The organism is Aquiluna sp. (assembly GCF_965064355.1).
In genome coordinates this window covers 35,743-59,651 of record NZ_CBCHRQ010000001.1, presented here as the reverse complement: position 1 = coordinate 59,651, position 23,909 = coordinate 35,743, and the positions used below count along the sequence as shown (strand labels likewise).

Sequence of the window (23,909 nt, the reverse complement as noted above, 5' to 3'; positions counted from 1 at the left end):
GAGTTCGTGGGTTTCGTTGCGACTGTAAGTGACTTACTTCTTCAGATAACGGGTAAGAATTTCCTAGCTCTGACTCGCCCGATTTAGTTATTCGACCTTAACAAGTTGACGGGCAGATCTAAAGACCCCGCCCATTCAACTACCCCCATGCTGAGCACATTCTTCGAGCACCCTTTTGCAATCAGAAGAACATTTCAATTAAACGAAGTCTTCACCTAAATGGGGGTTAAGTGATTGGAATGTTACGTAACGTTTTGGGGGATGGGCTAAAGACCAGGCCTTGAAGATGTGTGCCAGTTTGATGCCATGTCGCCTCGCAAAACGCTCTGGCCTTTGTGCCAAGAGGAACTTGGCTTGCCCAAAGCAATTCGACCAAGTCTGCGTGATTCCAAAATAGCGGCCGTGACAACTGCAACTGCCGCTGCTTTATCCTCAGCGTCGCCGCCGGTGACAGTAAGCAATTGCTGAATTTCTTCTTCCGAATAGATCTTCATTAAAGCGGGATGTTTCCGTGCTTTTTCGGAGGCAAGCTCGCTCGCTTGGTCTTGAGCGCTCTCAGTGAGCGGATCACTGCGGTTCTGGTAGCAGCCGGTTCGATGATGCCGTCTAGCTCACCGCGCTCTGCCGCCAGGAAAGGACTGGCAACGTTGTAGGTGTACTCCTTGGCTAGCTGGTCTCGAACCTTTGCGATATCAAGACCCTGCTCTTCGGCTTCGCGAATCTTGTCGCGGAACAAAATGTTCACAGCTCCCTGACCACCCATAACTGCGATTTCTGCGGTTGGCCAAGCCAGGTTGATATCTGCTCCAAGCTGCTTGGAGCCCATAACGATGTAAGCGCCACCGTAGGCCTTGCGGGTGATTACGGTAACCAGAGGAACGGTTGCCTCGGCGTATGCATAGAGCAATTTGGCACCGCGACGAATCACGCCGGCCCACTCCTGGTCGGTGCCAGGTAGGTAGCCAGGCACATCGACCAGGGTCAAAATTGGAATCGAGAATGCGTCGCAGAACCTTACAAATCGAGCTGCCTTTTCACCTGCGTCGATGTTCAAGGTTCCGGCCATTTGCTTTGGCTGGTTGGCCACAATGCCAACGCTGGAGCCATCAATTCGAGCAAATCCGATCAGGATGTTCGGGGCGTATAGTGGCTGAACCTCCAAGAATTCACCCTCGTCCACCAGTGCCTCAATGATGGTGCGCATGTCATATGGCTGGTTTGGAGAATCCGGGATGATGGTGTTGAGCTTGAGGTCCGCCTCGGTAATTTCGAGCTCGGTGTCGGACTGGTAGGTGACACTCTCTGAGAGATTGTTCTCCGGCAAAAAGCCAATTAGCGACTTTACGTAGTCGAGCGCATCGGCTTCGTCGTCGGCTAGATAGTGAGCAACACCGGAGGTTTCGTTGTGAGTGCGAGCTCCACCGAGTTCTTCCATGCCGACGTCTTCACCGGTTACGGTCTTGATCACATCTGGTCCGGTCACAAACATGTTCGAAGTCTTATCAACCATGATCACAAAGTCCGTGAGCGCTGGGGAGTAAACCGCACCACCGGCAGCCGGGCCCATGATTATTGAAATCTGCGGGATAACGCCAGATGCCATGGTGTTGAGCCTAAAAATCTCACCGTATTTTCCTAGGGCGATAACGCCCTCTTGAATACGAGCACCACCGGAATCCAGCATTCCAATAAGTGGAACACCGGTCTTGATGGCAATTTCCATGATCTTGATGATCTTGTTTCCAGCTGTTTCACCAAGTGAGCCGCCAAAAACCGTGAAATCTTGAGAGTAAACCGCCACTTGGCGGCCGTGGATAGTGCCTATTCCGGTAACAACCGAGTCGCCGTAGGGGCGCTTAGCATCCATGCCAAAAGCCGTCGAACGGTGGCGAACATATTCGTCAACCTCAACAAAACTGCCAGCATCAAGCAACATCTCAATGCGCTCGCGAGCGGTGTTCTTGCCCTTGGCGTGCTGCTTTTCCTTGGCGTTATCACCCGCGCTGACCACAGCCTCGTGGTAACGAGCCTTTAGATCGGCAAGTTTGCCAGCGGTTGTAGAAAGGTCGGGGGTGTTAGACACAAATTCTCCTTAGGTGCTTGCCTACTTTATCTAGCTTCTAGGCAGTACTACTTGAACAATACCTACAAGCAAACGTCAAATTCATCGTAGATACCTACAAGTTTGCCTGTTGCGATACGGTTTTAGGGTGTCCCTATCTCAAACTGCCTCAGTCGTAAACCGATTAATCGAACTCGATACGGTCGACTCCACCAACTTAGAACTTGCGCGCAGGCTTCAAACTGAGCAGCTAGAGAACTTCAGCCTGGTGGTTAGTCACTGCCAAACCGCAGGCATGGGTCGCCTAGGTCGGGCCTGGGTATCTGAACCCGGGTCGAGCATTTCCGCTTCTTTGTACCTGAACTCAAAGCACACCGAGGAACTGGGCTGGGCAACCTTGATTGCCGCAGTGTCAATCCGATCCGCGATTGCCGATCTGGTGAGTCATGAGGTATTGGTGAAGTGGCCAAATGACGTGCTAGTTGACGGCAAAAAAATCAGCGGAATCCTGGCGCAGATTCAGCCGGATGGCTCATTGATTTTGGGATTTGGCATAAACCTAAAGGCCCAGCAAGGTGCTCCGGAAACCGCCACCGCACTAGATCTTTTGGGCGTCGACAAATCCTTCGATGAGGTTTTGCATGCTGTGGTGCGAAACTTCCGAGTGCGATGGGCGATCTTTGAGGCTGACCCACAGGTTGCAATAACAAAGACCAGAGGCGAATTACTTGAGGCTTCCGCCACTCTAGGAAAGAGTGTTCGCGCTGAACTTCCTGGCGGTGGCGAGGTGTTTGGAGTGGCCAAGGATATCGATCGCGAAGGCCGTTTGGTTATTCATACCCCGGAACCAGTCGTGGTGTCAGCCGCAGACGTCTGGCATCTGCGAAACTAGAGCCCTGAAAGAGGTGGGCATGCCAGTTGTTGGAGTAATAGGAGCTGGTCAGCTTGCCCGCATGATGCAACCGGCCGCAATTGCTCTCGGGATTGGCATCAAAGTATTTGCAGAGAGCAAAGACTCTTCCGCGCACCAGGCAGTTACCAAGGTTGGCGACATAAATGATTTTGCCCAACTGCTCGAATTCGCAAAAACTGTCGATGTAATCACCTTCGATCACGAGCACGTTCCAACCGCAATTCTGGAGCAGCTAGAGGCCGCCGGTGTGAGTGTTCGTCCAGGCCCAACTGCCCTAAAGCATGCTCAAAATAAGCTCACAATGCGCCGCAAGCTCGCCGAACTTGGACTACCCCAACCGATTTGGCAGGCAGCAAAAACCGAATCCGACATTGCGAACTTTTTGCAAAATCACGGCCCCAAGATTGTGGTGAAAACTCCAATTGGTGGTTATGACGGCAAGGGTGTTCGAGTCGTATCGGCTGTCGAAGATGTTCGCGATTGGCTTCAAAACATCTCGCAATTTGGCGGTGAGCTGTTGCTTGAGGAGAAGGTTGATTTCGTTACTGAACTAGCTCAACTATCGGCGCGAAGCCCCAGTGGCGAGTTCAACGCTTGGCCGCTGGTGGAAACTCATCAGCAAGCTGGAGTCTGCGCTGAGGTAATTGCCCCTGCGCCAGAATCCGCCCTGCACCCGCAGGCGCTGAGCATCGCAAAGCAAATTTCCGATGGCCTTGGTGTCGTTGGAGTCATGGCCGTAGAGCTATTTAGGGCCAGAAATGGCGAGATTTTAGTCAACGAGCTTGCGATGCGACCGCACAACTCCGGCCACTTCTCTATCGATGCATCGATCACATCGCAGTTCGAACAGCACCTAAGAGCGGTCTTGGATATGCCACTTGGCGCGACCAGCGGCACCTCAAATTTTGCGGTGATGATCAACCTGTTGGGTGTCGATTCAGAAAATGACTTTGTCCAGCACTACCCAAAGGCTATGGAGCGATTCCCGCAGGTGAAATTCCACATGTATGAAAAGGCTCCGAGACCAGGCCGCAAGATGGGCCACCTAACGCTGCAGGGAAATGATCTAGATCAACTGCTGGCAGATGGCCGTGCCTGCAGAGATTTGCTTTACAACCGCTAAATTGACCCTGGGAGGTTGCAATGAAGACTGTCGCAATAGTCATGGGATCTGATTCCGACTGGCGAATTTTGCAGGATGCCGCGCTCACTCTCAAGGAGTTTGGTGTCGAGCACGAGGTCGAGGTGCTCAGTGCTCACCGCACCCCAGAGCGCATGATTGAGTGGGGCAAAGCCGCCGCCGATCGAGGCGTGAAGGTTGTTATCGCTGGAGCCGGTGGCGCAGCCCACCTGCCCGGCATGCTTGCCTCTGTGACCTCACTGCCCGTTATTGGAGTCCCGGTTGCGCTCAGCCAGTTAGACGGCATGGACTCGCTACTGTCGATAGTTCAGATGCCAGCGGGTGTTCCGGTGGCAACGGTCTCAATCGACGGTGCCAAAAATGCCGCACTTTTGGCGGTAAGAATTCTTGCTGCTCACGATCCAGCATTGCGCGTCCAACTCGATGCCCACCGGGTCGATTTAGCAAACACAGTGGAAATCAAAAACAACAACCTCAAGAACCGCCTCTGAGCCCAGCAATTTAGCCCAAACCGCTTGTTGCTCAGGGTTTTCTAAGCCAAGCAACCTAGGGTTGAAAGCGTTTGGAGGTGAGGCATGCGCATTTTCGCGAGAACTTTGGCGGTCGCAGCACTTTTGCTCACCCTGACCGGCTGCAGCATCTTTTACCCAAACTGGGGTGCAACGTCTCTGCCAGAGCCGGTTACCGAATCACAGACTGTTTCGCCTGAAGTGACTGTCGCGCCTGAAGAGACTGCGACTACTGCAGAGACTCCGACTCCAGAGGAAACCAAAGAACCAATCGTTCGCAAGGAGATTTCGGTCGAGATCATCATGGCTGTTCCAGAGCCTGCGATTGGAGTCTTTACTGTTGTGGCAAGGATTCCTAGCTTGAGTGAGTCCGGCGGCAAGTGCATATTTAAATACCTCGGCAATGGCGTTACCAAATCCATGGAAGTCAAGGCCGAGCCAAGCAGTGACTACACCCAGTGCTTCCCAATCGAATTCCCATTGAAAGATCTGCCTTCCGGCAATGGGGTGGTGACCGTTAGCTATGAATCCGAGGGGCACTTTGGGATATCCGCCCCAACCTCGGTGGTGATTGGCTAATGCGCAAAATTTTTGGCGTTCTCTCGGCCGTTGCGCTTATTGCAGCGAGCTTGGTAGTTCATCCGACAGTCCAAACTCCAGCGGAGGCTGCCCCATCGGCTAGCACCTTTGACCCTGGTCTGATCGTTAGCGACAGCGTTTTCTACGACTTCGGAACTATGACCGTGCCACAAATTCAAGCGTTTTTGGATTCCAGGGTTGCCGAATGTCGGGCGACAAATCCAGCTATCGACTGTCTAAAAAACATCAAGGTCGATATCCCAGAAACTCCCGCCACTGGCCCAACCGAGGTTGGTCCCTGTAAGGCAATCGCAGCTAAAGCTGGAGCTAGCGCGGCTGAGGTTATTCACGCGATCTCAAATGCCTGTGGCATCAACCCAAAGGTTTTCATCGTCACCTTGCAAAAAGAGCAGGCACTAGTTACCTCCACCAAGCCAACCGAATACATGTATCGCGCAGCCATGGGCTTTGGCTGTCCAGACAGCGACCCTGGCATTTGCGGCAAGGTGTTCACCGGCTTGTTCAACCAGCTCTACAAGGCAGCCAGACAGTTCCGCTGGTATGGAAACCCTGCTGGGTCATTCACCTACTGGAAGCCTGGCCGCACCGTTGCGATGCGATTTAATCCAAAGGCATCCTGTGGCACCAAGAGTTTTGAACTCAAGAGCCAAGCCACCGCAAACCTTTATTACTACACGCCATACACCCCAAATGAGGCGGCGCTAAACAACCTCTACGGTTCCGGTGACTCCTGCTCGGCCTACGGAAACAGAAACTTCTGGCGTTTTTTCCACGACTGGTTCGGCTCTCCCATCGGTGGCAGTTACCTATTGAAATCCAGCACCAGCGAAACCTATTTGATTGTCGACAATCTCAGGTATCGAGTATCAGACACCAGGCTTTTGGCGTCCGTTCGACCGCTTGGCCCACAGGGTGAAATCTCGCAGGCATACCTTGAGAGTTTTGAGAATAAGGGCGATTTATATCAGCTGGTGAAGCGCGCTAGCACGACTGAGTTTTGGCTTTTGGTTGATGGCAAGCGCTACTCACTTACTGACTGCAACCTTGCCAAGCAGTACGGCCTCAACTGTGATCTCGCCACCAGCCTTACCGAAGCTCAACTGAGCCTGTTTATTCAAGGCGGAGCGCTTACGCGTTTGGTGCTGACCCCCGAGGGTGCAAAGTTCTGGATCGAAAACGGCACCCGTCGCGCTGTGGTTGACGACTTGGCTTTGAACTCGGTTGGTGGCCAGAGCATCAGCTCAAGTCCATTGGTTATCGAGCAGGTTATGTCGTTGCTGCCTGGTGAACCCCTGGCCAGCGACCTCACTGTGTTTGGGCTGACCGCAACAGATGACGTTGCTGTGGCGTTTGGTGGAAAGAGTTATCGCATAGCGGCTTCGCTTGCGAGCTCGATTGGGCTGAGTAAGTTCTTCACGGTCTCCAAGGTGGAGATTGATCAGAAGCTGGTGGCCACCAGCTCTGGAATTGTGCGCGGATTTGTTGCAAGCCCTGCCGGCCAGAACTTTGTGCTTACTGAGAATGGAAAGTTGCCGGTTGTAGATCCAGCGAACTGGACCACTCAGGTAAGCACATTGCCGGATACGCTAATCAATAAGTTCCCTACCGTAAACGGGTCACTAGCAGCCCCCGCAGTTGTCACCAGTGTTGGTAACAAACTCTCCTACTTTGTGCAGAGCGCTCAGCGGCGCGCGGTCGCCGATAAGTCAATGACCGATAGATTCCTGGACCTGCTTGCTCAGCCAAAGGCAATCACGTTGCCGCTTTCAGCAATCAATACTGTTGAGAGCGTCGGTAATGGATTAGCCCCAGGCTCTTTGGTCAAGGCCAGTGGCACCAGCACCATCTACCTGGTGGATGACCTCACCCGCAAGGTAAAGCTGGCTTCCGAGGACCACGCCAAAAATGTCTCCGACTCCAAGATATTTACCGTCGACAAATCAGAGCTGTCCAAGCTTCAGACCAGGACTGGATTCACGACCATCAAGGTGCAGTGCGATGGCTCCACCTACCTAATTGATCGCGGCACGCTTTACCCAATTTCTGCGGCAGGTGCTGAGGAATTCCCGGGTAAGCCATTCCCACTAGCAGTCTCCACCTGCGCAGGTCTAAAGGTTGCAAGTAAACCGGTCGGGCAGTTCCTCAGAGACGCCAAGGGTGGACTGTTCTTCGTTGAAAACGGAACCAGAAGCAAAATCAAGAACTGGGCTCAGTTCGCAAGCCTCAGGGGTGAAGGCCCAGGTTACATAGAGGCGTCTGACTACTTCGCAGCCAAGCTGCCGGCTAGTGGCACTGCTCCTGCGACCGCAGTGCTCGCATCCCTAGAAAACACCCCAACCGGAGTCTTTGAAGACTTCACCTTCTTGGGATCGGTGCCGGTTGTCACGACCCCAACTACTTCGCCAACGCCAAAACCAACAAGTTCGGCAACTGCTTCTCCTAAGCCAACAACGACGCCAAAACCCACGAGTTCGGCAACAGCTTCTCCTAAGCCAACAACGACGCCTAAGCCAACAAGTTCGGCAACGGCATCCCCTAAGCCAACACCTACTCCAACGTTGACCCCTAAACCAACCAGTTCCCCTACTGCCTCGACTTCTGTCAGCTACAAAGTGGTATCGGGAGACACGCTTGGGTCGATTGCAACCAAGTTCGGTGTGACGGTGGCGAGAATCCAGGCTGCTAATTCTTTGGGCACATCGACGGTAATCAAGATCGGTCAGGTCTTGAAAATCCCGACCTCCGCAACAACTTCTCCCGCAGTCACCACATCACCGGTGGTTAAGACCTACACGGTGAAATCGGGTGACACATTGTGGGGGATTGCTTCCAAGCTTGGAGTCAGTGCCACTGCGCTTGCTTCGTTGAATGGCATCACGAACGCCAACCTGCTAAAGGTTGGTCAGGTGTTAAAGATTCCTAGCTAGCATCCCAAGCGGACTGGACGATAGCTGCCAAATCGTGCTTAGTTCTAAAGCCAAGTGATTCTTCAATGCGAGTCACATCGGCCACTAAGCGCGGAGGATCTCCAGCGCGGCGCTCGCCGATACCAACTTCAAAATCAATGCCACTGGCAATCTTCAGAGCATCCAAAACCTCAATGACCGAAGCGCCGATCCCGGTGCCGACATTGAAGGTGCTGAACTCCTGGCCTTCGCCAAATAGGTAATCCACTGCCGCTAGGTGAGCAAGGGCTAGGTCTTCGACGTGGACATAGTCGCGAATGCAGCTGCCGTCCGGAGTTGGGTAATCAGTGCCAAACACCACCGGCGCTTTGCCAGCCTTGACCGCATTGATTGCAATCGGAATCAAGTTCAGCGCTGCGGTGTCAGCAAGATCCGCAGCCCCTGCACCAGCGACGTTGAAGTAGCGAAGATTGACGCCCCTAAGGCCCCAAACCGAAGCATTTTTAACCATTAGCTCTCCAATGAGCTTGGTTTGGCCATACGGATTGATTGGCACCCCTGGGTAATCCTCGGAAACCTTGTCAACATCCGGCATGCCGTAAGTGGCCGCAGAAGATGAGAAGACCAGCGAATTGAGCTGGGCTTCGCGCATTGCAAGCAGCAAATTTGCTAAACCACCCAAGTTTTCCAGGAAATATTCCTCGGGTTTTTGAACTGATTCGCCAACCTGTTTTCTAGCGGCGAGGTGGATCACAGAGTCGAACTGGTGCTGCTTCATTAGCTTCACCAGTAGTTCCGGGGCATCCGCAGAAGCTAGTTCAAGCTCGACAATTGGGCAGCTAATCCGCGCCAAAAGGCCTGTCGAGAGGTTATCCACCACGACGCAAGTGTGTCCTGCAGCCTCGGCAGCCCGAACAACGTGAGAACCGATGTAGCCTGCGCCACCTGTCACCAATAACTTCATGCCTAAAGGTTATCTTGACGCTTTATTAACAATTTACTAATGAGGCATTAAATACAACTTGACAAGGGCATAATTACACCGATGTAATTACATCATCGAGATTCACAAGGATTAGGGGTTAGGCATGGAACAAAGAGGTCAGGTGCCTGCTAACTGGTTCGTCGACGTGCTCAAGCTTGGAGTTGCTGGAGCTTATGCAAATGGCGAGTCAGACCCATTAGCGTGGCAAGAAGACGCCCTTTGCTCACAGACCGACCCAGAAGCCTTCTTCCCTGAAAAGGGTGGCTCTACTCGCGACGCCAAGCGTATTTGCGCACAGTGCACCGTAAAGAGCGAATGCTTGGAGTACGCACTAAAGAACGACGAGCGCTTCGGTATCTGGGGTGGCCTCAGCGAGCGCGAGCGTCGCCGTCTGCGCAAGCGCGCCTAAGTCATCGTGGCTTCGCTCTCGGTAGCGGCCATAGTCGTTTCCCACGCTCAAGCCGATTTACTCGCTAGATCTCTTGCCGCAATAAGCGAACAAACCCACCCAATCCAGCAGGTAGTTGTCGTTGAAACTGCCGGTGATCAAACTTCAATCGACCTCTCCCTAAGTTACGGATTCTCCGTCATTGAGCCAGGACCCCTGCGGCTAGGTGCTGCAATCCACGCAGGCATCAACTCGCTCTCAGATACCCCAGGTTGGATTTGGGTGCTGCACGAAGACGCGGTTCCAGAGCCAGATGCTCTGAAATATCTCTCTCAGGCAGCAGAAATTTCTCCGTCGGTTGCGATCATCGGCCCGAAGCTGTTGGAACTTGATAACAGCATTCAAATCCAACAGCTGGGGCTAACCATCACCCCGACCGGCAGGCCGTTTCTTTTGGTTCAGCGCGAGTATGACCAGGGTCAGCACGACCGTGCCGGCGACACCATGGCAGTCTCCACCGCCGGCATGTTGGTGTCTCTCGGGGTTTGGCAGCAGCTTGGTGGCTTGGATGACACCACTCCGGTATTGGCTCAGGATTTGGAGTTTTGTGCCAAAGCCAGAGTGGCCGGCTACCGAGTTATCGTCGAGGCTAACGCCCGAGTCCACCACGCCGGGCTTTCGATGCAGGGCAAGCGTCCTCGTAGCTGGCTGTCAGGAAGTTTTAGCCAAGGCATTTCCCGTGCTCACCTGCACTTTGCAACTCTGTACTTGCCGACGTTCTTGGTTTTTGCCATTTACCTGACCCTGCCCTTGATGGTTCTACTTTCAATCCCTGGCAACTTGTTGCAAAAACGTCCTGGTCGATCGGTAGCCCAATTCTCGGGTTGGATCTGGGCCTGGTTCTCTGTTCAAACCAGGCTTGCAGCTCGCAAGCGCTTCAGATCTCTTGGCTCGCTAAAGCCGCTCAAAGCACTTATCGCCAGCAGGTCGCAGCGGTCAAAGCGTCGCAGGGGGAAGTACGAGGTCGAGCCGGAGGCTAACCCAGAGAGTTTGCGTCCCGGCATATTCCGAAGTAACTCCGCTTGGTTTGTCTTACTGCCATTGATTGCTTCAATGCAACTTTTCCCAACCGGTGCAATTACCGCAAATGGGATTTTGCCGCTTGGGGCGAACCTTGAAAAACTGCTGCCTTTTATCGCCAGCAATTCAATTCCGGTGTTGGACTCCATTGCACTGCCAACCGATCCATTTAACTGGTGGCTGCTTTTGGCAGCACTGATCTCTCCCGCTGAACCATCGCTTGGATTTGCGGCCCTGGTGTTTGCTGGACTGAGCATGTCGTTTTTTGGAGCTTGGCAGCTAGGGAAACTGTTTATCTCAAAGCCCTGGGTGATTACCTTGGTGGCCCTGGGATATTCGCTTAGCCCGCAGCCGCTCACCCTCAAGTCAAACCTTGCGGTTGTGGAGCTGCTAGCTGCTTCGCTAATCCCGTGGGCGTTGTTCTTTTTGATTCGCGCCTTGGGTGCATTCAATAGCGCGCGAGCCTGGCGCTGGACTGGCTTGCTCGGCCTAACGCTTGCGCTGTTGGCCGCCGCCTCGCCAATGGCTTTTGCTCTGTTGGGTGTAACCGTTTTGATTGCCGCACTTTTGCAGCCAAAGCGAGGACTTATCTTGCTGTGGTCGTACCTTCCTGCGGTTGCAGTTTTGTATCCGCTGGGGCGATTCGCTCTCGAAGCTCAAAACTGGACGGTATTGACGCAATCCAGTGCAATTGCCTTTGGCCCAACCGAACCTTTTGGTTTAGTGAACCTGGTTGTTCTGGGAGTTTTGGTTTTGGCAAGTTTGCCTGCATGGTTTGTTTCTGATGCCAAGGTCAACTTCGGATTCTTTGGATTCGCAATCGCGGCTTTGAGCCTGAGCGCCGTTCAACCAATTGGCTCCGGTGCGCCTCTCACGCTGGCAGCCGCGTTGGCATTGCTGATGCTTGCTGGTCTTGCTCTTGAGAGAGTCCGCAAGCGAACCATTTCGACCTTGGTTGGCATCAGCGTCACCGCGGGAGTTTTGTATTCTGGGTTCTTTTTTGGACTGGTGAACCAGGTCAACCCGGAGTTCAAATCCTCCAGGGTGATGCCTGCCCTAGTGGTAGCCGCGAGCGATCAGGATCCGAACCTGAGGACTTTGGTTCTTGAGGTTGGTGAGCCACTGACCGCCTCTTATGTTTGGGGCAGCGGCCAGAAACTCGAGATGTCTAGTTCTCTGTTGGAGAGCTACCCAGCCAACTCCGATGTTCAAATAGCGCTTGCTGAAATCGCAGCAAACCTTGTGGCCGGTAACCAAGACAAACTCGTTCCACTGCTGAGCGAAACCCGAGTTGATTTTGTATTGCTTGCAACACCAAATCCGGAGGTCGAGGTTGGGATATCGAGCTTAGACATCCTGCAGCCTGCGGGAGCAACCGACTATGGCGTGCTGTGGCGAGTTGAGAGCGAGAACCAAAGTGCTAGGCCGGCCACTAAGAACGACCCACTCAGACCTTGGCAGTTTGGGGTAATTGCAGCCTTTGCTTTACTTGCGCTGCCAACCAGAGCTTCTATCCTTGGCCGCCGTCGAAAGACGGGAGTTGCTAAGTGAAACTTCCGGGTCGAATTCTAGGTATTGCCCTTACGCTCGCGGGGCTGACCGGCGCGTTGTTCTTGCAGGGAGTTTCGTTTCAGACTGCTTCAGTTCCAGAGCCTGAAGGCATTTCGGTAAGCACAACCGCCAAACCACTTCAGCTTTACTGCCAGGGCCCACTTGCAGAGCTAGGTGGCAAGGACGGAACCGACCTAGGATCAATGGCCTTGGTTGGGAAAGCCGATGTTCGCTACCGCTTGGGCGCGGGAAGCCTTGTGAGCGAACCTGAGAGCAGAGTTACTCAAGGTGTTGCCATTGCGATGGCAAGCCGTGAGCAGACCACTGCAACCCTTACGGCCGCTCAGAGCCAACTGATTCAAAGACCACGCATGGCGGGACTGGCTGCCTCAAATTGCGGCCAGCCTCAGGCTGAGGGCTGGTTACTAAACGGCATGGCTGGCAGCGGGTTCGAAAGCATTTTGCATGTCGCAAACCCAAATCCGGTCGAAGTTCAAATTGAACTGGTGTTCCACCTTGCAACATCGAGCAATTCACACCTGATCACACTCGCTCCTTTTGAATCACAGCAGCTTTCACTGGCAAGCTTCGTAGAGGCGGAACCGAGCTTCGCGATTTACTTCCAGAGTTCTGGACAGAAGGTTTCGGTGGCTTTGCAGAACAGATCCAGCGCTGGGCTCAGTGCAACCGGAGTCGAGCTCAAAGGACCTACCGCGAAGGCGAGTAAATCACTCGCAATTCCTGGATTTCAAATTCTGGCCGCTGGATTGGCAAAGCCAGCTTTGAGAATCTTCAACCCAGGCCCAGATGCGGCAAACGCGCTGGTCACATTCCTGGGCTCTGGAACCAATAGTGATGTTGTGGAAATTGAGGTCCCGGCTGCCGGTTTTGCAGAAGTTTCACCCGAACTTCAAGTTGGCGATTACCTGGTCTTGATCGAATCGGATGCCGAGTTGATGGCGGAGCTCTACAACCCATACGTGGCAAAGAATTTTGATTTTGCCTGGCTCACGCCGGCTGAAGCTTTCACAGGGGAGCTGGCAATGGTTGTGCCTAGTTTCGCGGCCAAAATTGCAATCGCAAACCCAGGGGCTAAAGAGATTACCGTGTTGCTAACTCTGGATACTGGAGCACAGGCAATCAGGGTGCCGGCTCGCTCACAGCTGCAGGTTCCAGTTACCGGTAAGAGTTTGTTGCTTGAGTCGCAGGGGGAGTATTTCGTCAACTTAATCTTGACCGACCCCAAGGGCTATGCAGTTATCACGCCGCGAGAAAACCAGAACCTGGGATCCAACATCCAGGTGCTGGTTCGCTAGTGCGGGTGCATTAGCTCCCAGGGATCCTTGTCAATAAGCGATGCTGCTGCCGAAATGACAGCGTGCTCAATGTGCATTCTTGGGTCCGGCAAACGCTGTCTTCCAAATCGCTCAATCGGGATTCGGTATAGCGTGATGGTTTGCGACGGCTTATGAGCACTCCAGCGCTTCACGGGTTCGTTATCCACGATTGCTGGGACATCCTGGATGCGCCAGGAAAGGTCCTTGAGCTCCTCCGGGTAGTTCTCCTGCAGGTACTCGCAGGTCTCTTGCACCACCGATTCAAAGAACCCCAGGCGCGCGACTCCAAAGTGAAACAATTTCGAAGGCAAGGGTCTGCGCAGTCCACGACCGTGTCGGTCTCGGTGACTTCCAGCCCTGATTCCCATTGGCTCATTGTATTCTTGGCAGGCTAAAGCCAGAGAGAGTTCGAGCAGTGATTAACTTCAAAGATTTCGTAAAGACCTACGACGTTCGCGGGCTGGTTGGTACTCAACTTACCGAGGATGTTATTGCTGCCTTCGGCGCAGCCTTTGTTGACGAGCTGGATTTGGCCGGTAAGCAACTAGTCATCGGTCACGATATGCGTGACAGTTCTCCTGAGTTCGCAGCGGCGTTTGCAGCCGGTGCCCAAAAGCGCGGCGGTAATCCAATGATGCTTGGACTTTGCTCAACCGATATGACCTATTTCGCATCCGGAAAACTAGACCTGCCCTCGGTGATGTTCACCGCAAGCCACAATCCAGCCAGCTATAACGGCATGAAGTTTTCCCGCGCGGGCGCTAAGGGCATTGGCTTGGATTCAGGCCTCGGCGCTATTCGCGACAGGGCTCAGAATTACTTTGATTCCAGCATTCCTCCGGTTTCCGCGCTGGGTGTGAGTGAGGAGATCAACCTCACTGTTGAATATGTCGAATACCTTCGCAAGCTGGTTGATTTGTCAAAGACCCGCCGACTCAAGATTGTGGTTGATGCGGCGAATGGCATGGGCGGGTTCACGGTGCCGCTGGTGCTTGGGGATGCGGCTGGGCTACCTGCCCTGAACCTCGAGATCATTCCGCTCTTTTTTGAACTTGACGGCACCTTCCCAAACCACGAGGCGAACCCGTTGCAGGTGGAGAACCTTCGGGATTTGCAGAAGGCAGTTGTAGAGCACGGTGCTGATATGGGTCTAGCTTTTGACGGGGATGCCGATCGTTGCTTTGCAGTTGATGAAACCGGTGGTTTGGTTAGTCCATCAGCACTGGCTGCAATTGTTTCGATTCGCGAGATTGAGCGAGTCAAGCAGCTTGGTGAAACAGATATCACCATTTTGCACAACCTGCTGACTTCAAAAGTGGTCGAAGAGCGCATTGCCCAGGCTGGAGCGACCCCGGTTCGCACCAAGGTCGGACACTCGCTGATCAAGGAGCAAATGGCTCAAACCGGATCGGTTTTTGGCGGCGAGCACTCAGCGCACTATTACTTCCGTGATTTCTGGGGAGCGGATAACGGGATGCTGGCAGCCCTCCACCTAATCAGCGAGCTCGGCACCTACCCGGGAACCATGAGTGAGCTCTCGCAAAGCTTCAGCCCTTACTTCTCTTCCGGGGAGATCAATTCAACTGTCGCTGATGTGCCAGCGGCGCTTGATCGACTGAAGGCCGCTTTCCCAGATTGCACCGTTGAGCAATTTGACGGCCACACCTTTAGTTTCGAAGATCAGGGAAATTGGTTTTGGTTTAATGTCCGGTCGTCAAACACCGAACCGCTGCTTCGACTAAACGTCGAATCAAACCAAGAGGCTTCTATGCAGAAGATTCGTGACCAAGCCATCGCGGCAATAAGGCACGGCTAACTCGACTTTGGTGTTCAAATCACTCCCAGGGAGCTTGCACAGCGGGCTGCCGTGTTGCACTTGGAAGCACTTGGTGTAAAGCTAACTCCACTAACCGTTCGTCAGGCACGCTACATTGGAGTAAATGTGGCGGGTCCATACAAGGTGGATCACTACCGTTACTAACTGGAGGTTGTGCAGTGTCTAACAAAATTCTTGTCGTTGATGATGATGATGCACTGCGCGAAATGGTTGGGCTAGTTCTCAACGCCGCTGGTTACCACACGGTTTTTGCGGCCGACGGCCTAAATGCCGTTGAAGTCTTCAAGAGCGAAGAACCGGACCTGGTTCTTTTGGACATCATGCTTCCTGGACAGTCAGGCATCGAAGTTTGCAAGCAAATTCGCTCCCTCAGTGGAACTCCGATTGTCATGCTTACTGCCAAGGGTGACACCGAGGATGTAGTTCACGGACTTGAGGCGGGAGCGGACGACTACGTCGTAAAGCCACACAATGGTGCTGAGCTATTGGCTCGCATCAAGGCAAGACTGCGCCCAGTTGCAGACGACGACGGAATTGTTTCGGTCGGTGAACTCACGATGGATCCGCGTTCCTACGAGGTCAAGCGCGCTGGCGTGAGAATTTCGCTGACACCGCTGGAGTTCAAGCTGCTACACACCCTGGCCGTCAAGCCACAGCAGGTGTTCTCTCGAGAGATGCTTTTGGAGCAGGTCTGGGGCTACCAGTACAAGGCCGATACCCGGCTAGTGAATGTTCACGTTCAGCGTTTGCGCTCGAAGGTTGAAGAAGATCCAGAGAATCCAAAGATTGTTTCCACCGTCCGCGGACATGGATACCGGGCTGGTTCCGAAACTCCGTGATCTCACTGCTCAGACGGTCACTAACCGCTAGGACCGTATTTGCCACAGTAACCCTGAGTGCAATTGCGCTGGCCGCGCTGGGGGGTTTTCTCTCCTACTCGCTGGCGAATAACTTTTTTCAAAATCGACTAAGCCAAGTTCTAAGCGAAACCGAACGCGCAGTTTCGTCGGTTCAAGGAACGGTCGCGGCGGCCTCGCTGGCTGATGAAACTGCTCTGCAAACCCTCATCAACTCCGTGGTTCCATCACTCGAAGTCGCTGGAGTTTCCGGTGCCAGGCAGGTGGCGCTATTGCGTAGCCCCGGGCAGCCCCAGCTTCAGCTGTTTCAATCACCAATTTCACAGGACTTGGATCTCGCAACAATTCCAGGCGAACTTCGCGAAGAGGTAAGAGCGTCAGATGGAGTCTTGACCTACACCTCGGTGGCGCTGGTTCGAAATGGGCAGGTGGTCCCAGGCATCACGGTTGGTGCTCCAATTACTTTGCCACTGGCCGGAAACTTTGAACTTTATCTGGTCTTTGACCTAGCTCCTGAGCAGCAGGCGCTCACAACGGTTCAGAATGCATTGGCAACCGGCGGAATCGTACTTTTGGTTGTTATTTCGCTGGTTAGCTACTTTGTTACTAGAACGATTGTGAAGCCGGTTGAGAAGGCTGCCTCGGTTGCTGAGTCGCTATCCGAAGGTCAACTAGATGTGCGACTGGCCGAGAAGGGCACCGATGTAATGGCGGTGTTGGCGCGCTCCTTCAACAAAATGGCCAATAGCTTGCAGCAACAGATTCAGCAGCTGGACTCGCTCTCACGAATGCAGCGCCGCTTTGTATCCGATGTCTCGCATGAGCTCAGAACTCCAATGACCACAATCAAATTGGCCGGTGAAGTGATCTTCGGTAATCGCGAGAAATTAGATCCTGCACTATCGAGATCTGCAGAGCTAATGCAAAACCAAATTCAGCGCTTCGAGGTGCTATTGGCTGACCTGCTCGAGATTTCTCGCTACGACGCGGGTGCGGTGACGCCAGATCTTGAACTCAATGACCTAAATGCTGTCGTGGGTGCAGCTATTGCGAGTATTGAGCCGCTTGCCACGAGCAAGCAAACCGAAATCCAGGTCAGACTTCCTGGCGGCAACGTAGAGGCTGAATTCGACGCCAAGCGCATCGAGCGATTGCTGCGCAATCTGCTTTCAAATGCCGTCGAACACGGCGAGGGTAATCCAATCGTGGTTGAGGTTGGATCAAATGCCCAGGCGGTTGCAGTCTGCGTTACCGATAGTGGAGTTGGTATGACCAAGCAGCAGCTGGAGCGAATCTTCGACCGTTTCTGGAGAGCGGACCCAGCTCGTCAACGCTCGGTGGGTGGAACTGGACTGGGTCTTGCAATCTCGAAAGAGGATGCCATCTTGCATCGCGGATGGCTGCAGGTTTGGTCCAAGCCAAACCGAGGTTCAAGTTTTAGACTCACGCTTCCGATCAATGCAAAAACGGTGATCGCGAACTCCCCGCTTCCACTGCCTCCTAGAACCATGGAGGGCTGATGAAAAAGCTAATCTCACTCACTTTGCTCTCGGCTCTTTTGACTGGTTGCGCTCAACTCCCAACCACGGTGGAGATAAAGTCCGGCCCCGAACTCATAGCTCCCGAGGCGGCAGACTTTAGCTACTACATTCCAACCGGACCTGCTGTCGGTGCGACCTCGCAGGAAATTGTTTCTGGATTCTTGGCAGCCGGCACGGGGCCGCAAAACGATTACTCGGTGGCACGTGAATTCCTCACCGACGAATTTGCCCAGCGCTGGAACCCTGCTGGTGAGGTGTTGATTCGTGATGGAGCACCGGGCTTCACGGCAAGTGGCGAGAGTGCGCTTTTGGTCGATGTTCGGGTTGGCGCATCAGTTGATGAGCATGGTCGATACCTAGAGAACCAAGAGCCGGAGCAAATTTCGCTGCGATTCACGCTCGAGAGACAGGCCGGCGAGTGGCGTATTTCTGGTGCCCCAAACCTGACTGTTGTAACCTCACCGGTTTTCTCGGTGGTTTTCAATGCCTTCCAGGTCTTCTTCTTCAACAACACAGAAAACGCTCTGGTTTCTGACCTGCGCTGGTTCCCCTCTCGCGCATCCACCGGCACAAAGCTAGTAAATGCGCTACTGGCTGGACCATCCGCCCATTTAGCGCAGGGCGTGACTTCTGCCATTCCACTGGGAACCAAGCTCACCATCGACGCTGTCAATGTTGAGGATGGGGTTGCCCAGGTCGATTTTGACTCAACCGCACTCGAAGCCGATGCTTTGGATCGAAGACTCCTGCTTACCCAGCTTCGAGCCACTTTGATGCAGCTATCAGGTGTCAACGATGTCCAGGTTTCTATCAATAGCTCCCCGCAAGAAATCGTTCCAGCGAATTTGCAAACGGCATCTGTTGGCGGGGCAGCGTTTTACATGAGAAACACTGGTATCTACCGAGTGACCGGCGCTAGCGAGAATGTGATCAGGGGAACCTCAGGCTTTTTCAGTGCGGAGGCTGTAACGGATTTTGACATCAAAGACGATGGCGATTGGCTGGCTTACGCCACCGCTACGGGAGTCACGCTGGTTGATAACACTGGATTTTCCGGAAAGTCACAGCAGGTTTCGCAGCAAAGCAATGTATCCAATCTCTTCTTTGATGCAAAGGGCTATCTCTGGGTTGTCCCAACCGTAGGCTCGGAACCGATTGAGATTATTGCCACAAATGGCGAGCGCAAGTATCTATTCGATAATTCGCAAGTAACCCGAAGAGACTTCAGACCAAGCCCGGCTGGGGCAAGAGTTGCGACTTTGGACACAACATCCGAATTCAAAAAAGTGCAGACTTATTCGGTGCTGCGAGATCTAGCGGGATGGCCAATCAGGTTAGAGCCGGGCGGAGTAGTGAATCCATCGATTGGAATCGTGCTGTCTTTCACCTGGCAAAGCGCAGATACGCTGCGGGTATTGGAGCGGACAAACTCCGGACTCACCGCTATCAGTGACTACCCAATCACTGGACCTCGTTCTCAGTTGAGCATCCCCCCGGTTACCGGTGTGGAGATATTCACTGGTACCTCCGGATTGTCTACCTATTTGGTTGCCGAGAACGGTGAGATTTGGGTGCTCACCGGCAGTGCTTGGCGCCGGGTGGCGAATGATTCCCTTTTGGTTGCCACTAACGACTAACAAATAACCTGATTGCCCACTTATCCACTGAATTGAATTCCACGGGCTAACACTTGGCATTTATCGAGACCTTTGAGCGTGCACATTTCGCTCTTAGACATTGTCTTTCCCGCCACCTGCATTGTTTGTGGCGCAAAACCAAAGCCAATTTGTCCAACATGTCTGCCAAGCGCTTGTGTCGCAGAGCTTCCGGGTTTTGATTTTCCCGTCCTAGCCGGATTCAAGCACGAAGGTGCGATTGAGAAGGTCATCACCGGGTACAAGGACCAGGAGTTGGTTTCTTTAGAGCCCCCGCTGGCAAAGTTAGTTGCCCAGGTCTTGCATGAAGTCGGGGTATCTCGGTTTTCAGCAATCGTTACCCCTGCGCGTAACCACTTGAATTATCGAAAGCGCGGTTTTGATCCAGCCAACTCACTGGTCAGCCGTGCGGTAAGGGGATTGGCGCAACCCCCCAAAGTCATCTCGCTAAGCTCTACCCGAAAGCTTGAGGATCAGCGCCGATTGGGAAGGTTGGAGCGAGCAAGAAACGTTTCAGAGAGCATGAGATTAGACCTAAAGCCCTCAGGCCCGGTGCTGCTTTTTGATGACGTCCTCACTACCGGTTCAACAATTAGGGAGATGTCAAGGGCCTGCCGCGCAGCCGGTGTGGAGGTTGGCGCTAGCTGTGTATTGGCCGAGAGATTTTCCATTTTTTGACACCTGGACAAAAATTTAGGCGTATGTTGTTTTTAGGGCAAAGTTGCTCTACGACGGAGGTAAAAATGGAACTAAAAATATCTGCCAAGAACCTCACCATCTCGGATCGATTCCGAGATTACGTCGAAGATAAAGCGGGAAAAATTGACCGCTATGCGCACAAGCCCGAAGAGCTAAACATCAAAGTCACTCGTCACGAGCACAGCAAAACTGCCGGCGCTGAAGACCAGGTCGAAATTACCGTTTATGAGCCGGGACACATTGTTAGAGCCGAGGCTCGGGCAAGTGACAAGTTCGCAGCTTTTGATATTGCTTTCGGCAAGCTGAATGAGCGTCTCAGAAGGTACTCGGATAAGCACAAAGTCCACCGCGGTGGTGGACACAAAAACCTAGGTGCAAGTGAACTTGCGGCATCTGATTTTGCGAGCCTGGACCTAACTCCGGTGGATCACGACATTTTGCTTGGAAAGTCGAGGGATGTTCCCGAGAGCGAAGAGGCTCCGTATAACCCGGTTGTCATAAAATCCAAGGAGTTTCAGAGCCAACTAATGAGCAAAGAGGAAGCCGTTAGCCACATGGAATTGGTCGGGCATGACTTTTATCTTTTCCTAGACGCCGAAACCTCGCGTCCAGCGGTGGTTTATCGTCGCAAGGGCTGGAGCTACGGAGTCATTTCCCTCATCTAGTGATCCGGGCTACAAGGTAGAATTACAGCCGAAAACCAAGGAGTATCTATTGGCGTCGTTTATTGACAAATTGCTTCGCGCGGGCGAAGGCAGACTGCTGAGAAAGCTGCAGTCAACTGCCGATGAAGTTAATGCATTGGAAGCAGATTTCCAGGCGCTAACAGACGAAGAATTGCACAATGAGACCGCTGCCCTAAGACAGCGCTTCGCAGAGGGTGAAACCCTCGACGACTTGCTGCCTGAAGCTTTTGCTGCGGTTCGCGAAGCATCGGTTCGAACCCTTGGAATGCGTCACTTTGATGTTCAGCTCATGGGTGGCGCCTCGCTGCACCTTGGAAACATCTCCGAGATGAAAACCGGTGAGGGTAAGACTCTGGTTGCGACCTTAGCCGCGTACCTAAATGCCATCCCTGGTCGCGGTGTCCACGTCGTGACCGTGAACGACTTCTTGGCAGGTTACCAGTCTGAGCTGATGGGGCGTATTTTCCGTGCCTTGGGCATGACAACCGGCTGCATTCTTGGTGGCCAGGACCCAGCTCAGCGTCGCGAGATGTATGCCTGCGATATCACCTACGGAACCAACAACGAGTTCGGTTTTGACTACCTACGCGACAACATGGCGCTCAACAGCCAGGACTTAGTTCAGCGCGGCCACTACTACGCAATCGTGGACGAGGTTGACTCGATCTTGATTGATGAGGCGAGAACTCCGCTAATCATCTCGGGACCGGCAGCAGCAGATGTGAATCGTTGGTTTGGCGTCTTTGCAAAGCTTGCACAGACCCTAGAGGCTGATGTCGACTACGAAGTAGATGAGAAAAAGCGCACCGTGGGTGTGCTTGAGGCAGGAATCGACAAGGTTGAGGACTACCTCGGCATTACCAACCTGTATGAGACTGCTAACACCCCGCTGATTTCCTTCTTGAACAACTCGATTCGCGCCAAGGAGCTGTTCCGCAAGGATCGCGACTACGTAATCGTGAACGGTGAAGTCCAGATTGTTGATGAGCACACCGGTCGCTTACTCCAGGGACGTCGCTACAACGAGGGCATGCACCAATCAATTGAGGCTAAAGAAGGCGTTGCCATCAAGGCTGAGAACCAAACGCTAGCTACCGTCACTTTGCAGAACTACTTCAGGCTCTACGAGAAGCTGTCCGGAATGACCGGTACCGCCGAAACCGAAGCAGCCGAGTTCATGTCCACCTACAAGTTGGGTGTTGTTCCAATCCCAACCAATAAGCCAATGGTTCGTCTGGACCAGTCCGACCTGATCTTCAAAAACGAAGAGGTCAAGTTCCACATGGTGGTTCAGGATATAGCCGAGCGTCACGCGAAGGGCCAGCCGATTTTGGTTGGTACCACAAGCGTCGAGAAGAGCGAATACCTTTCAAAGCTATTGTCCAAGGCCGGCATTAAGCACGAGGTTCTAAACGCCAAGAACAACGCTCGCGAGGCAGTGATTGTCGCCCAGGCGGGTCGATTCGATGCGGTAACCGTTGCAACCAATATGGCAGGTCGTGGTACCGACATCATGCTCGGTGGTAACGCCGAATTCCTCGCCGTGCAGGAAATGCACAAGCTTGGTCTTGATCCCATCGACCAAGCCGAGCAGTATGAAGAAGCTTGGGATGAGATTTTCAACAAGGTAAAGCAGGAAGTAGCCAAGGAAGCTGAGCGAGTGCTCGCGGTTGGTGGTTTGTATGTTCTTGGAACCGAGCGCCACGAGTCCCGCCGCATTGACAACCAGCTTCGTGGTCGATCTGGTCGCCAGGGTGACCCAGGTGAATCCAGGTTCTACCTCTCGCTAACCGATGATCTAATGAGATTGTTCAACTCCGGAGCTGCAGCTGCGCTGATGAACCGCTCATCCGTGCCAGATGACTCAGCTATCGAGTCAAAGATGGTTTCGCGTGCAATTGCTTCGGCTCAGGGTCAGGTCGAGGGCCGTAACGCTGAGATTCGTAAGAACATCCTCAAGTATGACGATGTTATGAACCGCCAGCGCGAGGCAATCTATGCCGACCGTCGCCAGATTCTCAAGGGTGAAGACATCTCCAACACCTTCCACTCCTTCCTAGAGGAAACCGTCAAGGATGTCGTTGCCGTCAACCTTCCTGAAGGTGGCAGCCAGGATTGGGATCTAGAGCAGTTGTGGGTTCAGCTCAAGCAGATCTATCCCATCAACATTGAGATTTCCGAAGTTCTAGAGGCTGCCGGTTCTCGAGCGAAGCTAACTCGTGCCTGGTTGATCGAAGAAATTCTTTCTGACGCTCGCCTGGCATACGCGAAGCGCACCGAAGAGGTTGGCGAAGAGGTCATGCGTGAGCTAGAGCGTCGCGTAATGCTGTCAGTTATTGACCGCAAGTGGCGTGACCACCTATACGAGATGGATTACCTCAAAGAGGGAATCGGTCTACGTGCCATGGCACAGCGTGACCCTCTAGTTGAGTACCAGCGTGAGGGCTACGGAATGTTCATCGACATGATGGCGGGCATTCGAGAAGAGGCTGTCCAGTTCTTGTTCAACATTGAACTGAAGCAGGCAGAGCCTCAGGTCGAGGTTCAGCAGCCACAGCAGCTAACCTTCAGCGCTCCAGATGAGAACGGCGAAGCCGACTCTCACAAGGAGCAAAACCCAGCCGTGAAGCCAGTGCAGAAACCGAACCAGGGTGGCGCGGGAAGTTCGTTCTTCAAGAACTAAATGATCAGTACTTCGGTGATTCGAAAGCGCTCATGGATTCTCTCAGCGCGAATAGCCACGGCTTTGGTGTGACCTGATACTCGGAGTATGACTACGCCGTGGATGCCGGCTTCGTCAGTTAGGAAAGTTTTACTCTTTCTCAATGAAATGTCTGGCCGTGCTTTAGCGCCTGTGATTTGACGCTGCATAGCCTCCCGTTTTGCACGTTGAGAAATGTCGTAGTAGGCCTTGTCGGACAACCACCGCGCAAGCTGCTCTGGTCTTCTCACGCCGGCAAGAATTTCAATGTAAGCCTTGGAAATTTCGGCAAAGAGTTTTGCTGGATCAAAATCCGACGACATGGTGTCATCTGCCACTTTGGTTCCTCCTTGAATCCGGGTGTCCTTCAAGAAGTTTGGGGGCATTGCGTGTCGCTTCGATAGGTGCTCTTCGCAACCTGTGGATAACTTTAGGGTTCTGCATGTTGCGCAAAAGCCAAC

The 23,909-nt window shown here is 53.3% G+C and carries 21 protein-coding genes; 16 read left to right on the top strand and 5 right to left on the bottom strand.

The genetic code is table 11. From position 1 onward, the window contains the following. Positions 1-266: 266 nt before the first annotated feature. Together AC128V_RS00310 and AC128V_RS00305 are read right to left on the bottom strand one after the other, a co-directional pair. Entirely contained in the window at positions 267-494 is a 228-nt protein-coding gene (locus AC128V_RS00310; RefSeq protein ID WP_482762686.1) for a hypothetical protein, read from the bottom strand. Then, positions 494-2,083, bottom strand: a complete 1,590-nt coding sequence (locus AC128V_RS00305) for an acyl-CoA carboxylase subunit beta (protein ID WP_482762685.1) — start codon at positions 2,081-2,083, stop codon at positions 494-496. The genes AC128V_RS00310 and AC128V_RS00305 overlap by 1 nt, the downstream gene beginning before the upstream one ends. Before the next feature lie 127 nt (positions 2,084-2,210). On the opposite strand from AC128V_RS00305, the gene AC128V_RS00300 reads away from it, so the two are divergent. From AC128V_RS00300 to AC128V_RS00280, 5 genes are all read left to right on the top strand, one after another. Continuing rightward, positions 2,211-2,954, top strand: a complete 744-nt coding sequence (locus AC128V_RS00300) for a biotin--[acetyl-CoA-carboxylase] ligase (protein ID WP_482762684.1) — start codon at positions 2,211-2,213, stop codon at positions 2,952-2,954. Then, complete coding sequence (locus AC128V_RS00295) at positions 2,899-4,098, top strand: 5-(carboxyamino)imidazole ribonucleotide synthase (protein WP_482762688.1); 1,200 nt, start codon at positions 2,899-2,901, stop codon at positions 4,096-4,098. The genes AC128V_RS00300 and AC128V_RS00295 overlap by 56 nt, the downstream gene beginning before the upstream one ends. Positions 4,099-4,118: 20 nt before the next feature. Next, positions 4,119-4,607, top strand: coding sequence for a 5-(carboxyamino)imidazole ribonucleotide mutase (purE, locus tag AC128V_RS00290; protein ID WP_482762683.1), 489 nt, complete (start codon positions 4,119-4,121; stop codon positions 4,605-4,607). A gap of 84 nt (positions 4,608-4,691) precedes the next feature. Continuing rightward, positions 4,692-5,204 carry a hypothetical protein gene (locus AC128V_RS00285; protein ID WP_482762682.1) on the top strand — a complete coding sequence of 171 codons (513 nt, stop codon included), beginning with the start codon at positions 4,692-4,694 and terminating at the stop codon, positions 5,202-5,204. Further along, complete coding sequence (locus tag AC128V_RS00280) at positions 5,204-8,152, top strand: LysM peptidoglycan-binding domain-containing protein (RefSeq protein ID WP_482762681.1); 2,949 nt, start codon at positions 5,204-5,206, stop codon at positions 8,150-8,152. Before AC128V_RS00285 ends, AC128V_RS00280 begins: the two co-directional genes overlap by 1 nt. Here AC128V_RS00280 and galE read toward each other — a convergent pair. Further along, entirely contained in the window at positions 8,145-9,095 is a 951-nt protein-coding gene (gene galE, locus AC128V_RS00275) for a UDP-glucose 4-epimerase GalE (protein ID WP_482762680.1), read from the bottom strand. The genes AC128V_RS00280 and galE overlap by 8 nt on opposite strands. A 124-nt stretch (positions 9,096-9,219) precedes the next feature. Here galE and AC128V_RS00270 point away from each other — a divergent pair, with 124 nt between their 5' ends. Genes AC128V_RS00270 through AC128V_RS00260 form a run of 3 tightly spaced genes read left to right on the top strand, consistent with a single transcriptional unit; the run spans position 9,220 to position 13,451 of the window. Then, positions 9,220-9,525: a WhiB family transcriptional regulator gene (locus AC128V_RS00270; protein WP_482762679.1), complete on the top strand. Its 306-nt coding sequence runs from the start codon at positions 9,220-9,222 to the stop codon at positions 9,523-9,525. A 6-nt stretch (positions 9,526-9,531) separates the two neighbouring features. Then, on the top strand, positions 9,532-12,135 hold the full coding sequence (locus AC128V_RS00265) for a glycosyltransferase family 2 protein (RefSeq protein WP_482762678.1): 2,604 nt from the start codon (positions 9,532-9,534) through the stop codon (positions 12,133-12,135). Continuing rightward, a complete protein-coding gene (locus AC128V_RS00260) occupies positions 12,132-13,451 on the top strand; it encodes a DUF5719 family protein (protein ID WP_482762677.1) in 1,320 nt (439 codons plus the stop codon). Before AC128V_RS00265 ends, AC128V_RS00260 begins: the two co-directional genes overlap by 4 nt. Here AC128V_RS00260 and AC128V_RS00255 read toward each other — a convergent pair. After that, complete coding sequence (locus tag AC128V_RS00255; protein WP_482762676.1) at positions 13,448-13,840, bottom strand: hypothetical protein; 393 nt, start codon at positions 13,838-13,840, stop codon at positions 13,448-13,450. The two genes, AC128V_RS00260 and AC128V_RS00255, sit on opposite strands and share 4 nt — an antisense overlap. Before the next feature lie 47 nt (positions 13,841-13,887). Between AC128V_RS00255 and AC128V_RS00250 the strand changes: the two genes are divergently transcribed. From AC128V_RS00250 to secA, 8 genes are all read left to right on the top strand, one after another. Further along, the gene (locus AC128V_RS00250) at positions 13,888-15,288 is read left to right on the top strand and encodes a phosphomannomutase/phosphoglucomutase (protein ID WP_482762675.1); all 1,401 of its coding nucleotides are present in this window, start codon (positions 13,888-13,890) and stop codon (positions 15,286-15,288) included. 18 nt (positions 15,289-15,306) lie between these two features. Further along, a complete protein-coding gene (locus AC128V_RS00245) occupies positions 15,307-15,453 on the top strand; it encodes an adenosylhomocysteinase (RefSeq protein WP_482762687.1) in 147 nt (48 codons plus the stop codon). Between the two features lie 14 nt (positions 15,454-15,467). After that, positions 15,468-16,148 carry an MtrAB system response regulator MtrA gene (gene mtrA / locus AC128V_RS00240; RefSeq protein ID WP_482762674.1) on the top strand — a complete coding sequence of 227 codons (681 nt, stop codon included), beginning with the start codon at positions 15,468-15,470 and terminating at the stop codon, positions 16,146-16,148. Continuing rightward, the gene (gene mtrB, locus AC128V_RS00235; protein WP_482762673.1) at positions 16,145-17,686 is read left to right on the top strand and encodes an MtrAB system histidine kinase MtrB; all 1,542 of its coding nucleotides are present in this window, start codon (positions 16,145-16,147) and stop codon (positions 17,684-17,686) included. The genes mtrA and mtrB overlap by 4 nt, the downstream gene beginning before the upstream one ends. Then, positions 17,686-19,344 (top strand): LpqB family beta-propeller domain-containing protein, encoded by a 1,659-nt coding sequence (locus AC128V_RS00230; protein WP_482762672.1) that lies wholly within the window; start codon positions 17,686-17,688, stop codon positions 19,342-19,344. The genes mtrB and AC128V_RS00230 overlap by 1 nt, the downstream gene beginning before the upstream one ends. A 78-nt stretch (positions 19,345-19,422) precedes the next feature. Then, positions 19,423-20,040, top strand: a complete 618-nt coding sequence (locus AC128V_RS00225; protein WP_482762671.1) for a ComF family protein — start codon at positions 19,423-19,425, stop codon at positions 20,038-20,040. Between the two features lie 65 nt (positions 20,041-20,105). Further along, a complete protein-coding gene (gene hpf, locus AC128V_RS00220) occupies positions 20,106-20,726 on the top strand; it encodes a ribosome hibernation-promoting factor, HPF/YfiA family (protein ID WP_482762670.1) in 621 nt (206 codons plus the stop codon). Positions 20,727-20,775: 49 nt separating this feature from the next. Further along, on the top strand, positions 20,776-23,430 hold the full coding sequence (gene secA / locus AC128V_RS00215; RefSeq protein ID WP_482762669.1) for a preprotein translocase subunit SecA: 2,655 nt from the start codon (positions 20,776-20,778) through the stop codon (positions 23,428-23,430). Here secA and AC128V_RS00210 read toward each other — a convergent pair. Next, complete coding sequence (locus AC128V_RS00210) at positions 23,427-23,786, bottom strand: Rv3235 family protein (RefSeq protein ID WP_482762668.1); 360 nt, start codon at positions 23,784-23,786, stop codon at positions 23,427-23,429. The two genes, secA and AC128V_RS00210, sit on opposite strands and share 4 nt — an antisense overlap. Positions 23,787-23,909 lie beyond the last annotated feature (123 nt).